This is a genomic window from Brevibacillus sp. HB1.4B (genome assembly GCF_013284285.1).
In the GTDB taxonomy this organism is placed as follows: domain Bacteria; phylum Bacillota; class Bacilli; order Brevibacillales; family Brevibacillaceae; genus Brevibacillus; species Brevibacillus porteri.
In genome coordinates, this window is the sequence record NZ_JABSUT010000004.1 from 175,744 (window position 1) to 192,392 (window position 16,649).

12 protein-coding genes are annotated in these 16,649 nt (G+C 49.1%); 10 read left to right on the forward strand and 2 right to left on the reverse strand.

Going from position 1 to position 16,649, the window contains the following annotated elements; genetic code table 11:
- Positions 1-116 precede the first annotated feature (116 nt).
- From HP398_RS11470 to mglC, 3 genes are all read left to right on the forward strand, one after another.
- Positions 117-1,163, forward strand: coding sequence for a galactose ABC transporter substrate-binding protein (locus HP398_RS11470; protein ID WP_173622618.1), 1,047 nt, complete (start codon positions 117-119; stop codon positions 1,161-1,163).
- Between the two features lie 85 nt (positions 1,164-1,248).
- Positions 1,249-2,766, forward strand: a complete 1,518-nt coding sequence (locus tag HP398_RS11475) for a sugar ABC transporter ATP-binding protein (RefSeq protein WP_173622619.1) — start codon at positions 1,249-1,251, stop codon at positions 2,764-2,766.
- A 19-nt stretch (positions 2,767-2,785) separates the two neighbouring features.
- Positions 2,786-3,805: a galactose/methyl galactoside ABC transporter permease MglC gene (gene mglC, locus HP398_RS11480; protein ID WP_017249790.1), complete on the forward strand. Its 1,020-nt coding sequence runs from the start codon at positions 2,786-2,788 to the stop codon at positions 3,803-3,805.
- A 52-nt stretch (positions 3,806-3,857) separates the two neighbouring features.
- Here mglC and HP398_RS11485 read toward each other — a convergent pair whose 3' ends face one another.
- Positions 3,858-4,907, reverse strand: a complete 1,050-nt coding sequence (locus HP398_RS11485) for a DUF418 domain-containing protein (RefSeq protein WP_173622811.1) — start codon at positions 4,905-4,907, stop codon at positions 3,858-3,860.
- A gap of 195 nt (positions 4,908-5,102) precedes the next feature.
- Here HP398_RS11485 and HP398_RS11490 point away from each other — a divergent pair, with 195 nt between their 5' ends.
- The 7 genes from HP398_RS11490 (at position 5,103) to HP398_RS11520 (ending at position 15,534) form a co-directional block, all read left to right on the forward strand.
- Positions 5,103-5,903, forward strand: coding sequence for a VanW family protein (locus HP398_RS11490; RefSeq protein WP_173622620.1), 801 nt, complete (start codon positions 5,103-5,105; stop codon positions 5,901-5,903).
- A 101-nt stretch (positions 5,904-6,004) separates the two neighbouring features.
- Positions 6,005-8,350 carry a DNA helicase PcrA gene (gene pcrA, locus HP398_RS11495; protein WP_173622621.1) on the forward strand — a complete coding sequence of 782 codons (2,346 nt, stop codon included), beginning with the start codon at positions 6,005-6,007 and terminating at the stop codon, positions 8,348-8,350.
- A 228-nt stretch (positions 8,351-8,578) separates the two neighbouring features.
- Positions 8,579-10,594 (forward strand): NAD-dependent DNA ligase LigA, encoded by a 2,016-nt coding sequence (ligA, locus tag HP398_RS11500; RefSeq protein WP_026043184.1) that lies wholly within the window; start codon positions 8,579-8,581, stop codon positions 10,592-10,594.
- A gap of 47 nt (positions 10,595-10,641) precedes the next feature.
- Complete coding sequence (locus HP398_RS11505) at positions 10,642-11,541, forward strand: WD40/YVTN/BNR-like repeat-containing protein (protein ID WP_017249795.1); 900 nt, start codon at positions 10,642-10,644, stop codon at positions 11,539-11,541.
- Between the two features lie 41 nt (positions 11,542-11,582).
- Positions 11,583-12,650 carry a CamS family sex pheromone protein gene (locus tag HP398_RS11510; RefSeq protein WP_173622622.1) on the forward strand — a complete coding sequence of 356 codons (1,068 nt, stop codon included), beginning with the start codon at positions 11,583-11,585 and terminating at the stop codon, positions 12,648-12,650.
- A 275-nt stretch (positions 12,651-12,925) separates the two neighbouring features.
- Positions 12,926-14,473 (forward strand): L-glutamate gamma-semialdehyde dehydrogenase, encoded by a 1,548-nt coding sequence (gene pruA / locus HP398_RS11515; RefSeq protein ID WP_017249797.1) that lies wholly within the window; start codon positions 12,926-12,928, stop codon positions 14,471-14,473.
- A 257-nt stretch (positions 14,474-14,730) separates the two neighbouring features.
- Entirely contained in the window at positions 14,731-15,534 is an 804-nt protein-coding gene (locus HP398_RS11520) for an MraY family glycosyltransferase (protein WP_017249798.1), read from the forward strand.
- On the opposite strand, the gene HP398_RS11525 is transcribed toward HP398_RS11520, so the two are convergent.
- Entirely contained in the window at positions 15,535-16,455 is a 921-nt protein-coding gene (locus HP398_RS11525; RefSeq protein WP_173622623.1) for a diguanylate cyclase domain-containing protein, read from the reverse strand.
- Between the last annotated feature and the right edge of the window lie 194 nt (positions 16,456-16,649).

The window sequence follows — 16,649 nt, forward strand, 5'->3', positions numbered from 1 at the left end:
AAACAGATGAGAATTTTGATAGAAATGCGCAGGATTTTCGATGGAACACATTTGGGAAAACGCTTACATTTGGTGTATATCAGATGTAAACATAGGGGATAAAGGGGGATTATCGAATGAGAAAGCTGATTGCCACTACATTGGTGGCCGCTGTTACACTCTCGGTGGTTGGATGCTCACAATCAGGCGGTTCGCAGCCGACAGCGTCGGGGGGAGGATCGGCTCCTGCGGGGAATCCCAAAATCGGAGTCGCCATCTACAAGTTCGATGATACGTTCATGACAGGAGTGCGCAATGCGATTTCTAAGGCCGCGGAGGGCAAAGCGGAAGTGGACATTGTAGACAGCCAAAATGCCCAGCCTACGCAAAATGACAAAGTGGATTTGTTCATTAACAAAAAGGTAAACGCCCTCGCCATCAATCCGGTGGATCGCACAGCTGCTGGTGTCCTTATCGACAAGGCGAAGCAAGCCAATATTCCTGTCGTCTTCTTTAACCGTGAGCCGATGCCAGAGGATATGCAGAAGTGGGATAAGGTCTATTACGTGGGAGCAAAAGCGGAGGAATCCGGCACGATTTCTGGGCAGCTGATCGTCGATTACTGGAAGTCAAACCCGGAAGCAGATAAAAACAAGGATGGCGTCCTCCAATACGTCATGTTAAAAGGTGAGCCAGGGCATCAGGATGCTGAGCTGCGGACGAAGTTTTCGGTGAAGGCGATTGAAGATGCAGGGATTAAAGTAGAGAAGGTCGCGGAAGATACAGCCATGTGGGATCGCGTAAAAGGGCAGGAAAAGATGGCAGCCTTCCTCGCAGCATCCGGTGACAAGATCGAAGCTGTTCTTGCCAACAACGACGATATGGCACTAGGGGCGATCGAAGCGCTGAAGGCATCCGGCTATTTTGCGAATGGCAAGTATATGCCTGTTGTTGGCGTGGATGCCACAGCACCTGCACTGAAGGAGCTGGAGGCAGGAACCTTGCTCGGAACGGTCCTCAACGATGCGAATAACCAAGGAAAAGCCACCCTTAGTATCGCTGCGTTTTTGGCAAAGGGCGAAACGCCAACGAAAGATTCCACAGGCTTTGACATTACGGATGGCAAGTACGTGTGGGTGCCCTACAAAAAAATCACCAAGGAAAACATGAACGACGCGAAATAAAAAAGCAGGAGAGTCGGTGAAGAGACGAATCCGACTCTCCTGTTTCGGTGATGGGGATGATTTTTGCAAAAAGGAGGGCATTCGCATGGACCAGCATGCGTTTTTATTGGAAATGAACCACATTCATAAAGAATTTCCAGGGGTCAAGGCACTCGATGATGTCACGCTAAAAGTCCGTCCCGGCACAGTCCATGCATTGATGGGAGAGAATGGAGCAGGCAAATCGACCCTGATGAAGTGTCTCTTCGGAATTTATCGGCCAGATGCGGGAGAAATCGTGTTAAACAAAGAGCAGGTGACGATGAGCAGCTCAAAGGACGCGCTGGCACATGGCATCTCCATGATTCATCAAGAGCTACATCCGGTGCCCTTTCGCAATGTCATGGAAAACATATGGCTAGGACGTTTTCCGGTCAAAAGAATCGGTCCTTTTCCGTTTGTGGATGAGAAAAAAATGCTTTCGGATACAGAGAAGCTGTTTGCTGATCTGGGAATGGACCTGAATCCGCACGCTGTAGTCCGTGACTTGTCTGTATCCAAGGTACAGTCGCTTGAAATTGCCAAAGCTGTCTCCTACCAATCCAAAGTGATTATTATGGACGAACCGACGTCTTCCTTGACGGGAAACGAGGTGGAGCAGTTATTTGCGATCATCCGCGAACTGAAGAGCAGAGGTGTCGCCATTATCTATATTTCACACAAGATGGAAGAAATTTTACGGATTGCGGATGACGTGACGATCATGCGCGATGGCAAGCTCATTGGAACATGGCGGGCGACCGAGCTGACGACAGACCTGATCATCTCCAAAATGGTCGGACGGGACCTGACGCAGCGTTTCCCGAGTCGATCCAATACGCCAAGGGAACCGATTTTGAAGGTAGAGGGACTGACCTCACCCTTCCCCCAGTCATTTCAGCACGTGTCGTTTGAATTACGCAAAGGCGAAATCTTGGGCATAGGCGGCCTCGTGGGCGCACAACGAACAGAGCTGATTGAGGCATTGTTTGGACTGCGCGCGGTGTCAGCAGGGAAAGTGTCGATCAACGGTCAGGAGGTACGGATCAAATCACCGAAGGATGCGAAGAAGTACAAAATGGCGCTCTTGACGGAGGAGCGGCGCGTCACCGGCATCATTCCTGTCTTATCGATTTTGGAAAATACGGTCATTGCGAATTTGTCCAGTTATCAAACCCCTTTTCTGCTCCTCAATGAGCGCAAGTGTAGAGCCGATGTCAGCCGCAGCATCGAGATGCTCCGCGTTAAGACTCCCTCTATGAAAGCACTGATCAAAAACCTGTCAGGAGGCAATCAGCAAAAGGTTCTGCTGGCGCGGTGGCTTTTGACTGATCCGGATATTTTATTGCTGGACGAACCTACGCGTGGAGTCGATGTCGGCGCCAAATACGAAATCTATACAATCATCGCGGAGCTGGCGAGTCAGGGAAAAGGCATCATCATGATTTCCTCGGAAATGCCGGAGTTGCTTGGAATGTCAGATCGGATCATGGTCATGTGCGAGGGGAGGCTCTCGGGTTTTTTGTCTGGCCCAGCGGCAACCGAAGAAGAGATCATGCGGCTGGCTACCAAACATCTTGCATGAGAAAGGAGGGGGAAGAGGTATGTCTCAGTTGTCTGCTAAACAGGTGCAAGGCTTTGTTACGCAAAACGCCATCTATATCGTTCTGGTTTTGTTAATAGCGGGAATAGCGATTTACGATCCCAATTTTCTTTCCATTACAACGCTTCGGGATATTTTGATGCAATCCTCAACTCGCGCCATTATTGCCTTGGGTGCTGCGTTTGTTCTCATCACAGGAGGAACGGATCTCTCAGCGGGGCGAGTGGTTGGATTGACGGCTGTCATCTCCGCCTCGATGCTGCAAAGCCAAGATTATCCGCGGAGGTTTTTCCCGGATTTACCCGATTTGCCGTTGCTTATCCCCATTCTCATTGCAATTGCTGCGGGCTTGCTGGTTGGTCTGATCAATGGCATCATTGTGTCTCGTTTTAGTGTGCCCCCTTTTATCGCCACGTTAGGCATGATGGTCATTGTATACGGATTCAACTCCATCTATTTTGATATGGAGCCCAATCAATCGCAGCCAATTGCTGGACTGCGCAGTGACTTCAATCAGCTTGGGACAGGGTACATCGGCCCGAGTGGCCCGTATTCGATTCCGTATATCGTTATCATTGCGATCATGGTTGCGTTCATCGTCTGGGTGATTTTCAATAAAACACGGCTTGGAAAAAACATGTACGCCATCGGAGGCAACATGCAGGCCGCAACTGTTTCCGGGATCAACGTCGCTTTTAACCTCATGATTATTTATGCCATTGCTGGTGCCCTGTATGGACTCGGAGGCGTTCTGGAGTCAGCCAGAACAGGTGGCGCGACGAACAACTACGGCAACATGTACGAGCTGGACGCCATTGCAGCCTGTGTGGTAGGTGGAGTCTCGACGTCTGGCGGAATTGGTACCGTTCCAGGTGTGCTTGCGGGTGTCCTTATTTTTGGCGTCATCAACTACGGACTTACGTTTATCGGAGTCAACCCGTATTGGCAGCTCATCATCAAAGGGCTCATCATTGTGGCAGCCGTTGCTTTTGACATTCGCAAATACTTGGCGAAAAAATAGAAAGAGACCCCGGATCAGCTGTCAGGCAGCTTTTTCTGGGGTCTTTGCTTGTTTATTTTCGCAGTGGTGTGATTTTCATATACGTAAATAATCGCCATACCCACTCAAGTGGCCCCATGCGGAAGACAGACAGCCAGCGTACACTAAATACCATTTGGACCACGTAGATACCGAGGCAGATCAGTGTCGTTTGCAAGTAGCCCAGATTGCCGAACCAATCGAACAAATAGCTTCCCACAAGGATCAATACGGTTTGTCCGACGTAGTTTGTCAAAGCCATGCGACCGTAGCTGGTTAGCGGAGACAAGAGCGTTTGGACGGTTTTGTTTTGCAAGAGCCGAATCAGGGTCGTTGTGTAGAAGGCAGCCATGACAAGACCTGTGGAGGTCAAGGCAATCGTGTAGTTCATCAAATGCTGTAGGGTTTCTTCTGACATGGTATCGTCTACAACCAGATTCGCTCCACCCAATGCTGGATCAGCAGGAGTCAGCCGGTATTGGATAAACAAGCCGATTAACGAAAGGATGAAGGTCACGCCCTGCACTTTTTTAATCACAGGCAAAAATCTCAGAATGTCCTGAAAGACCCCGTACTGCCCAACAGCGAGTCCCAAAATAAACAACGGAAGCACCAAAAGCGGCTTGAAGCCGGTAGCGCAGACAGCTATAGACAGAATAAGGCCGACGACCAGATTGGTTTTCGCCTTCAAACGATAAAAAGGCAGTAAGATGAAGCCGAAGATGGCGTAGATGAAGAGCGCTTCGCCAGGGTGAAACATTTTATGCACAAAGCCAAGAGTGAGCAGCGCAATCAAACGCCGAATGAACAAAACGGTACTATTGGCCCCTTTTGCTTTTGCACGACTGATGAAAATATAGAAGCCCACGCCAAACAAGAAGGAAAAGATCACGAAGAAGCGAGATTCCACAAAGAAATTGAAAAACTGGAACAGCCAGTGGTCCACACTTCCTATCTCAGGTGTTTGTGCATACAGTAATGCCACAATGTTGACGAGGAGAATGCCCATTAAGGCGAAGCCCCGTACGGTATCTACTGTATCAATTCGTTGGTTCATGGTAGGTGCGTTTTCTTTCAATCCCATCACTTCCTTCTCTCGTTGTTCGTCGTCCGATCGCGCACTTTTCCTATCCTAGCTCATCCGGAGATGGAGGAGAAATGGCATATGCTTACGTCTCGCTTACAAAAGTGTAAGAAGTGAGGGGCTCTCCCGTATTCGACCGCAACTTCATCCCAAATTCTTGCGTCTATTGTAATAATCAGGAAGTCGGGGTGCGCAATGAAACCGATCGCACGGGGAAAGTGGCGTCTGGCAGCAGGCATGGCCTATTTTCGTTGGAAAAGGTATGTACAATGGACATTTGGTCAAACGAGGTTCGCTCATGAGAAAAGAAGCGAATGGTTGCGTTATGTCCATTATTCTCATCAAACGATTTTGTTACGCCCATTACAGAACGTGGAAATGTGGATGCAGCACAACAAAGTGATCAATTTGCGTCTGGCGATTGCACGACTGAACGGATTGCTTATCCATCCTGGAGAAACCTTTTCGTACTGGAAACAGATTGGCAAGCCGACCCGTAGCAAAGGCTATGTAGAGGGCATGTTGCTCTCACAGGGACGCGTCACAGCTGGAGTTGGCGGAGGGCTTTGTCAGCTCTCCAATCTGCTGTACTGGATGACCCTGCATACGCCGTTGACAGTGACGGAACGACATCGTCATAGCTACGATGTTTTTCCCGATTCGAATCGGACACAGCCGTTCGGAAGTGGGGCAACTTGTTTCTATAACTATCTGGATTTGCAAATCGCCAACCGGACGACTCAGCCCTTTCAACTGCATGTCTATCTGACCGATACACATTTGGTAGGGGAGTGGCGTTCAGACATGCCTCCGACACGGACGTATGTCATTATCGAGAAAGAACATGAGATCCATCCTTCGATTTGGGGAGGGTATGAACGGAAGAATGAATTGTATCTTGATGTTTATTCGCTGGAAGGAGAATGGGTGGAGCAAGAATGGCTGACGCAGAATCGGGCTTATTTGATGTACGAGCCATTGCTGCCGAAAGGATGATGTTTCCTGTTCGGGATACGAACTGGAACTCCACTGCGATCTGTGCGAAAATAGGAACATATGCTTTCGTCTAGGGAACGTGGAAAGGTGGATTTATACATATGTCTTTTGCAGATCGTATCATAGCAGGGCTGAACCCGGAGCAGCGGGAAGCAGTCCTTACAACAGAAGGCCCCGTCTTGATTTTGGCCGGTGCGGGTAGCGGCAAGACCAAGGTACTGACACAGCGTATCGCATACTTGATCAGTGCCAAACAGGTAGCACCTTGGAGCATTTTGGCAATCACCTTCACCAACAAAGCAGCACGCGAGATGCAAAACCGTGTGGCTGCCATTATTGGCGGAGCGGCAGCGCAGGATGCATGGCTGTCGACATTTCACTCCTTGTGTGTGCGGATTTTGCGCAGGGATATCGACCGACTCGGCATCAATCGCAGCTTTTCCATTTTGGATGCTGGTGATCAGCTGTCTGTCGTCAAGCAATGTTTAAAAGAATTGAACATCGATCCGAAGCAGTATGAGCCGCGTTCGATTTTGGCAGCGATCAGTGGAGCGAAAAACGAGCTGACCGATCCAGAAACCTATACGCGTCTTGCGGGCGATCCATTTGCACAAGTGGCAGCAAAGGTTTACACGGCTTATCAGAAAAAGCTGAGAAATAACCAGTCGCTGGACTTCGACGATCTGATCATGACGACGGTTCGTCTGTTTAAAGAAGTGCCGGAAGTCTTGGAGTTTTATCAAAAGAAATTCCGTTACATACACGTAGACGAGTATCAGGATACAAACCGGGCGCAATACCTTTTGATTTCCATGTTGGCAGACAAGTATCGAAATGTATGCTGCGTGGGGGATGCTGACCAAAGTATTTATAAATGGCGCGGTGCCGACATCTCGATCATTTTAAACTTTGAAAAAGACTATCCCGAAGCCAAACTTATTAAGCTCGAGCAAAACTATCGCTCTACCAAAACGATTTTGCAAGCGGCGAATCAGGTCATTGCCAATAACAAGCTGCGCAAGGAAAAGAAGCTCTGGACGGAGAATCCGGGTGGCGACAAGATCATGTGCTTCCAGGGTGATTCCGAGCATGACGAGTCGTATTTTATTGTCGATACGATTCGCAAGCAGATGGCACAGTACAAGCGCTACGACAAATTTGCAGTCCTGTATCGGACGAATGCACAGTCCCGTGTGGTCGAGGAAGTTTTCATCAAGTCGAACATTCCGTACACCATCGTCGGCGGAACCAAGTTCTACGATCGCAAAGAGATCAAAGACATCTTGGCTTATTTGCGTCTCATCTCCAATCCGGATGACGATATCAGCTTGCAGCGCATTATCAACGTACCGAAGCGTAATATCGGGGATACGACAGTAGATAAGCTACAAGCGTATGCGAACGCAAATGGTCAGTCCCTTTTCCAAGCGATTCAGGAGACGGCTTATATGGGGCTGCCTTCACGTACGACGAATGCGATCCTGTCCTTTAATGATCTCATCTCGAATGTGATGCAAATGACCGATTACTTGAGTGTGACTGAGCTGGTGGAAGAAGTGCTGAAGCGCTCTGGATACCGCGATTCTTTAAAAGAAGAAAAAACGCTGGAAGCACAGGCGCGTCTGGAGAATATCGAGGAGTTCCTGTCTGTAACTCAGGAGTTCGAGCGCAAAAATGAAGACAAGAGCTTGCTAGCCTTCCTGACTGACCTCGCGTTGGTGGCAGACATCGATTCCTTGGGAGAAGATGGTGCTCAGGAGGAAGTATCGGCAGATGGGCAGGTTGTATTAATGACCTTGCATAGCGCCAAAGGGCTGGAGTTTCCTGTCGTGTTCCTGGTTGGTTGTGAGGAAGGTGTCTTCCCGCATAGTCGCTCTTTGTTTGACGATACCGAGATGGAGGAAGAGCGCCGACTGGCTTACGTGGGAATTACACGGGCGGAGGAACGTCTGTACATGACTTGTGCCCGTATGCGGACGTTGTTTGGACGGACCAATGTGAATGCGCCGTCTCGTTTCCTGCAAGAAATTCCGGCTGAGCTGTTGGAAGGAAATCCAGCGACAGCGGACCGAAGCTTCGGCGGTGGACGAAGCAGTGCATTTGGACAGCGTGATGGCAGTGCTTTTGGACGTGACACGGGAGCGAGACCGTTTGGAGCGTCCTCCTCACAAGCAGGCTCTGCTCCGAAATTTGGCATGGGTCAACGAACCGCAAGCAGCACACCTGCTACGTTTACCCGTCCAGCGGGTGAAAAACTGCCTGGTCACGGTCAAGGAGCAGGCGTTGATTGGAAGGTTGGCGACAGAGTAGCACATGGCAAATGGGGCAACGGTACGGTCGTCAAAGTAAAAGGAACGGGCGACGACATGGAGCTCGACATTGCATTCCCAAGCCCGACTGGCATTAAAAAGCTATTAGCGAAGTTCGCTCCTATTCAAAAAGGATAGTGTGCAAATGCAAATACAGCCAATCGCAAAAATGGTAGTTCAAAAAGTCGTCTTTTGATCACGAAGCAGTCCGGGAAGCTTATTCGCATCGATAATGGCGTTCACCTTCGAAGTCCGGTGCTCATGTAGGGACCTACACTCCGCTCCTCCTTCGTACGGTTCTCACCATTATCTCGGTGCTGAAAAGCCAACTTTTTGAACAGGTAAGAGTAAGAAAGGATGAACGAAATGGATCGATTGACGGCGGAAACAAAAATTAAAGAATTAGCGAAACGAATTGAGCGGCATAATCGTCTTTACCATGAAGAGGATCGACCTGAGATTTCTGACCAGGAATACGATCAATTGATGCGGGAGCTAAAGGAGCTTGAAACCAGCTTCCCTGATTTGCAGTCACCTGATTCTCCTTCCTTGCGTGTAGGGGGAGAACCGCTGCCCTTCTTTGAAAAGGTCGTTCATAGGACACCGATGCTCAGTCTCGGTAACGCCTTTAATGAGGAGGACATCAGGGATTTTGACCGCCGAGTACGTCAGGCCGTTGGCAGTCAGGCTGTCCGATATGTAGCTGAACTGAAAATTGATGGTCTGGCCGTGTCACTTCATTATGAAAATGGGCTGTTCGTCCGCGGGGCTACCCGTGGAGACGGAACAACAGGCGAAGACATCACACAAAACCTGAAAACGATTCGTTCCATTCCTTTGCGGCTGACGAAACCGTTGACCCTTGAGGTACGCGGTGAGGCTTACATGTCCAAAGGAGCATTTGAAAAGCTGAATAAAGAACGCGAGGATCGTGGAGAAGCGTTATTTGCCAACCCGCGTAATTCCGCAGCAGGCTCGCTCCGACAGCTCGATCCGAAGATTGCTGCATCCCGTCAACTGGATACGTTTGTTTACGGCATTGGCGATTTGCAAGGGGAGACAGTGGAATCGCACAGTGAAGGGCTTGATTTGCTGGAGACGCTCGGCTTCATGGTGAATCAGGAGCGACGCGTATTTGACGAAGTCGATGAACTTCTCACTTTTATTGCCGGCTGGACAGAGAAGCGTCCACATTTGCCTTATGAAATAGACGGCATGGTGATCAAGGTCGACAGTTACGCGCAGCAGGAGGAGCTCGGATTTACTGCGAAAAGCCCACGTTGGGCTATCGCATACAAGTTCCCTGCCGAAGAAGCGGTGACGGTTCTCGAAGGTATTGAAGTATCTGTGGGTCGTACAGGGAATGTTACCCCGACTGCTTTGTTGAAGCCAGTTAGTCTGGCAGGTACGACTGTGAAGCGTGCTTCCTTGCACAACGAAGATATTATTCGGGAAAAAGGTCTCCTTATCGGCGATCATGTTGTCGTCAAAAAAGCCGGTGACATTATCCCGGAGATTATCGCGGTCTTGCCAGAGCGTCGTACTGGAAATGAAGTACCGTTTGCCATGCCAACGCATTGCCCGGAATGCGGCAGTGAGCTGGTGCGCTTGGAGGAAGAAGTGGCTCTGCGCTGCATTAATCCGATGTGTCCGGCACTGATCCGTGAAGGCATGATTCATTTCGTGTCTCGAACAGCCATGAACATTGACGGCTTGGGAGAAAAGGTCGTGGCTCAGCTGTATCGCGACGGTATTATTCACAGTGTTGCTGACCTGTATTACTTGCACCAACAGCGCGATGTTCTAATGGGCATGGAGCGCATGGGTGAAAAGTCCGTAGATAATTTGCTCGCGGCGATTGAAGCGAGCAAGGAAAACTCGCTGGAGCGTGTACTGTTTGGTCTTGGTATTCGTTTGGTCGGAGCCAAGGCGGCACGTGTTCTCGCGGAGCATTTTGGCAATATCGATGCCATTATGCAGGCATCCGAAGAAGAGATTACACAAATCGATGAGATCGGGCCGAAAATGGCTGCGAGTCTCGTGAACTACTTCGCACAGCCGCAGGCTCAGGCAGTTATTGAGAGACTGCGTACGGCCGGAGTGAACATGGAGTACAAAGGAATCCGCATTGAAAGTGGCGCAGACCTCCCATTCTCAGGCAAAACAATCGTTTTAACCGGCACCTTGACGCAATTATCGCGACAGGAAGCAGAGGAAGCGATTGCGCGCTTGGGTGGGAAGGTAACGGGCAGCGTCAGCAAGAAGACAGACCTGGTGATTGCAGGTGAAAAAGCGGGCTCTAAGCTGGAGAAAGCAGAAAAACTAGGCGTGGCTGTTATGGACGAAGCAGGTTTCCTGCAAGTATTGGAGAGCAACGCCTAAGAAAACGGTGGCGACAACGGATGAGTAAGGGAAGGGACGTGAAGAGCATGAATAGCTTTCTGAAATGGGGAATCGGTGTATTAGCCATGCTGCAATTGGTTGGCTGTGGAAGTAACAGCAGTACTGGCAGTGAACAAATCAATACGAATCCTCCAACAGTTACAGCTGCTGCTCTACAAGGGGACTTGACCTATCAGGACGTATTGGAGCAGGGAGCAACCATTCACAATCTGATGATGACCGATGATGCTAAGCAAATATGGGTGGGCACCGATGCAGGGCTGTATAGCTCGGTTGGGGGTGGATCGTGGGGATCTCTCTCGGCAGATTTAGAGCAGTATGCGATCGAAGGTTGGTTTGTGGACCCGGATGATCCGAAGCAAATATTTGTCGGCGGGATTGATGGGGTTCTTCATTCGACAGATGGTGGTAAAAAATGGGCTTCTGTCAACAAGGGGTTGCCAGAGCCTGCGAATATCAGCAGCTTTGTGGGGAGTCGCCAAGGAGGCGAAATACGTCTGTTTGCCTTTGTCTCGGGTGAAGGCATTTATCAATCGACGGACGAGGCCCAATCTTGGAGCCTGTGGCAGCCGATGGACCAGGAAGTATTTGCCATGGACTTTGATCCCGAACAAGACCGACTCTATGTAGCGGCTCAATTCAGCTTGCTCTATAATGAAGAGGGGCAGTGGAAGACAGAGGAGATTCCCGGAGCACAGCAGATCTATTCGCTCGCCATTAACAGACGAACTGGCACTCTCGCTGTCGCAACCGAAAAAGGTATCTATGAGAAAATCAAGGGCGAATGGCGTTTGCTTGATGCTCGCTCACCAGAAAAGCTGATTGTCATTGCGTCAGGTGGCGAGGATACAAAATGGGTGGGGATTGGCGAATCGGCATTGATCTATAAGCTCGAAGACAATCGATGGATCAAGTGGAACGAATGATTTGTACATCGCCCACTTTTGGATACGAAAAGGAGTAATCTATGAAAGTGAAGTTTTTGACAGGATGCAGGTTCTTCACAGCTGTACTTCTTGTGATGGCATTGACTGGCTGCTCGTTGATACCTGGGGGCAAGGACAAAGCTCCTGAGCCTACTACACCGTCCTTGTCGGAGGTAGTGGAAGTATCCGAGGATTACTACGGCAGTATTACGCCATATCAGCCGAACCAGACGCGAGGTATGCTTGGGGATACGAAATATCGCATCGATTTCAGTCATCTTGAATTAGGCCTGATGGAGTTTGCTCGGGAGACATTCCCGACGTCCGAGTATTATTTCCAAGAAGGTCAAGTGGTTAAAAAAGAGCAAGTCACCCAGTGGATCGCACAAGAAAAGACGGCTGGGGCCAACGGGAAAAAGAAAAACGGAATTCTCGTGCACGTGTTGGAGCACGATTACCTGAACAAAAAGGATAAGAGCTTGGCTGGCATGGTGTTGGGCTTGTCGCTTTCGCCGAACTACCAGGATGCAACCGGTCAGGACAAGGTCTACACGACTCAAGAACTGCAAGCAAAAGGCCAGCAGGTCGCAGCTCGTATTGTGCAGTCTGTACGTGCCAACAGCCCGCAGGTTCCGATATTGATTTTGATGTATCAAGTACCGGAAGCGAATTCTTCTCTGGTGCCAGGTCACTTTATCATGTCAGGAACTGTAGGGGCGAATGAAGCAACGGTATCCAAGTGGCTGCCGATCGAAGAGGAGTTTTTACTATTCCCAAGCTCTGAGGCTGAGAAGAAGTACCCAGAAGTGTCCTTGCAGTACGATAAGCTCATGCGCCAGTCTAAGGGTTATTTCGGTGAGTACATCGGGATGACTGGTCTGGGGCGCTTCATGGATGGCAGGCTGACGGAAATGACAATCACAGCTACGGCAGAGTATGACTCCAGAACAGAGGTATTGCAGTTTACTCAATTTGCAGCGGGCAGTATCAACCAACTATTCGATAAGAACGTCCATGTCAACATGTACGTGCAGTCGATGAACAAACCATTGTCGCTCTACATTCGACCGACAAATGGTGAGCCGTATATGCATATTTACAGACAATAAGGAAAAGCAACAAGCACCCGAATGATCGCCTGAAAAGGTGAGTAAGTCGGGTGTTTTTTTGTACACAAAAGATAGTGAGTTGAACAAAAGTGTAAAGTGATGAACGGTTCATGTACAAAAGTGTTCGAAATACTTCTTGAATCATGGCGGTGATTTTTCGGGAAAAATGCAAACACTAATAGAGTCGAGCTTTTAATTGTTTGGTTGGTATGATCCTTGCATATGTTTTATGAGTGATCCGAAACATGGAAGATATCGATAAGGAGGCGTCACAGATGCAAGTGGAATTCAAAAACGAGGCGTTCACCAATTTTAGTCTGCCAGAAAATAAAAAGGCATTTGAAGAAGCACTCGCTAAGGTAGAAAGTGAGCTTGGCCGTGAGTATTCGCTTATTATCGGCGGAGAACGCATCACAACTGAAAAGAAATCCAGCTCCTTCAACCCTTCTAATAAAGAACAAGTAGTGGGCGTTGTTTCCCAGGCTGACCAAGCACTGGCTGAAAAAGCGATCCAAACAGCTGCTAGCACTTTCGAAACATGGAAAAAGGTGCCTGCACAAGCACGTTCCCGCTATCTGTATAAAGCAGCAGCAATCCTGCGTCGCCGCAAGCATGAGTTCTCTGCTTGGCTCGTAAAAGAAGCAGGAAAAAGCTGGCCAGAAGCTGATGCTGACACAGCAGAAGCAATCGACTTCATGGAATACTATGCACGTCAAATGGATAAGCTGTCCCAGCGCCATGACTTGCCACGTATCCCGGATGAGGACAACGAACTGTACTACATTCCACTTGGCGTAGGTATCGTTATCCCGCCTTGGAACTTCCCTCTGGCGATCATGGCTGGTATGACGACAGCAGCTCTCGTAGCGGGTAACACTGTTGTATTGAAGCCTGCTTCTACGACTCCAGTTATCGCTGCGAAATTCATGGAAATCCTCGAAGACGCTGGCGTACCAGCTGGTGTTGTGAACTTCGTACCAGGTTCCGGTAGCGAAATCGGCGATTACCTCGTAGAGCACAACCTGACTCGTTTCATCAGCTTCACAGGTTCCCGTGACGTAGGTCTGCGTATCAACGAACTGGCTGCGAAACATCGTCCAGGTCAAAAATGGATGAAGCGTCTGGTTGCCGAAATGGGCGGTAAAGACTCCATCGTGGTTGACAACGATTGCGACACCGAGTTGGCTGCACAGTCCATCGTGGCTTCTGCATTCGGCTTCTCCGGTCAAAAATGTTCCGCTTGCTCCCGTGCGATCGTTCACCAAGACGTGTACGATCAAGTACTGGGCCGCGTAGTAGAGCTGACCAAACAACTGACTGTCGGCGACATCAGAACCAACGAGTTCTACACAGGTCCTGTAGTTGACGAGAAAGCATACAACAAAATCCTCGAGTACATTGAGATTGGTAAAACAGAAGGCAAACTGGTTGCAGGTGGCGAAAAAGGTCCAGAATCCGGCTACTTCATCATGCCAACTGTATTTGCAGATGTAGATCCACAAGCTCGCATCATGCAAGAAGAAATCTTCGGCCCAGTGGTAGCGTTCACGAAAGCGAACGATTTCGATCATGCACTGGAAATCGCGAACAACACCGAGTACGGTTTGACTGGCGCTGTCATCAGCCGCAACCGTGAAAACCTGGAGCGTGCACGCGAAGAGTTCCATGCTGGTAACCTGTACTTCAACCGCAAGTGCACAGGCGCTTTGGTAGGTGTACATCCATTCGGAGGATTCAACATGTCCGGTACAGACTCCAAAGCGGGTGGACCAGACTACCTCTTGCTCTTCACACAAGCAAAAATGGTTTCCGAAAAACTGTAAGCTTCGCAATAAAAAAGGCTGCCTCTTATACAGGGGCGGCTTTTTTGTTCCCATTTTGTCCACACTAAAGACAAAATGAAGGGCAAAGCAGGTGAGGGTAACTGTTTACTTATATCGTGTCAGGACTCTCCTCGTTTTTTGTTGTGTATTTGTTAATGCCAGTAGCAAATTGGCTGGCTTGGAAAACAAAGCTGCTAGATATACCAAAGGGAAGAAAGGGACATAGCAGACCGATCCCATTATCTGGTGGGTTGGCGATGTTCGTCGGTCTCTTGTTGGTGTCAACTTTTTTTGCAGGGGCGCAAAAAACCGTTGCAGTTTTGGCAGTTGGAGGGGCCATGCTGGTGGCCATTGGATGGGTAGACGATACGTACAAGTCGAAGAAAAAAGAGTTTCCGGCACTGCCGAAGCTGATGGTGCAGTTATTGGTAGCGACGCTGACATTCTTCATGGATATTCGCTTCCGGGGAATCAATTTCATGTGGCTGGGGGGAGAGGAAGGGATGTATATCTCATTTCCAATCCTGGTTTCCCTGCTGATGACCGTGCTGTGGATCGTCGGCTTGATCAATATGGTGAATTTTTTGGATGGGGTGGACGGACTCGCTGCAGGTGCTACTGTGATCTCAGCGGTGACCTTGTTCTTTTTATCGATGCTCAAAGGTCAAGAATTAACGGCACTATTGGCAGTCGCACTGGCAGGTGCTGCACTCGCTTTTCTACGCTTTAATTTTTATCCGGCGAAAATTTTTATGGGTGATGCGGGATCGATGTTTTTGGGATTCGCTCTCGGCGTGATCTCGTTGGAAGGAACGATGAAAGGGGCTACGCTCATTTCATTAGTCGTGACTGTGCTGGCAGTAGGCTTGCCCGTCATAGACACTGTACAGGTCATGATCAGTCGGCTTTTGGCAGGCTCCCCCATGTACCAAGCGGATCGTCGACATGTTCATCATCGGCTCATGTCCCGGGGGTTGTCTACGAAGCAGACGGTCATCATTTTGTATGTGGTGAGTTTGCTGTTCTCTGTCTTGGCAGTGTTTTTGTTTTATAGTCAATAATCAAATGGGGTCAAAGAAAAAGAAACGATTGCGCCCTGTCTTTTTGGCCTGATAAAGTGCTTTGTCTGCATTGCTCAACAGTTGTTCCGCTTCGCTTGCAGATGCCGGGTAGAGGGCAATGCCTATGCTTGTCGAGAACGGTACGGCCCGGTCCTCGATCATCCACGGCTCTTGAGTCGCAAGCAGGATACGGTTCGCAATTTTTTCAACCTGACGTTCGGAGTGAATGCCGGTCAGAACAATGACAAACTCGTCTCCACCCAGACGTGCGACAATATCTCCATCTCGAACGGATGATTTGAGGCGTGTAGCCAACATTTGCAAAAACAAATCTCCAGTGTCATGACCCCAGGTATCGTTAATTTCTTTAAAACGGTCACAGTCCAAATAGAGGGCAGCGACTATCTCCTCTTTTGATTGGGCAGCACGTAGAGCTTGCTGGAGCTTTTCGGAGAGGAGGCGCCTGTTCGGTAATCCTGTGAGCACATCATGATACGCCATATAGGCCAGCTGTGACTCCAGGTTTGTGCGTTCGGTAACATCGCGGGTAATGGAAAATACATGCGTACATACACCATTACTATCGTAGACAGGAGAAAGAATGGATTCGCCAATGATGTCACCATTTGCAGTAAAGTGGATCGGGCTCCCGCTTTTTACTGCCTGTGTGTACATGTGCTGCAATAAGCTTGCTTTCTCATAAGGATAAACGTCTTCAAACCTTTGTCCGTATGCTTCCTCGCACAATTGAGCATTGTGCATAGCAGATGGATTCATCAAGACATAGCGGAACTGATACTCCCCGTCCGTAGCTTGTTCGACAGCCATGAGAAAGAACATGTCCGACATATGATCGAACAGACTGGTTAGGATATCTCCATGTTGACTGACAAGGGTAGTAAAATCGAGCTTCTTCACCATAACCGATATCTCCTGATAATATGTGTTCAAAAAGTCGACCTTTTGAACAACCACTGATAGTTGGCTTGTTAGAATGATTATAGTATAGCAAGACCGTCGAAGAAAATGATGAACCTCTGGTAATAGTGCGGGGTTTACTGGCTGTTAGCAGAAGTGGTAAAGTAAGGGTATTGTTGTTTTACGAAGGAGCATTT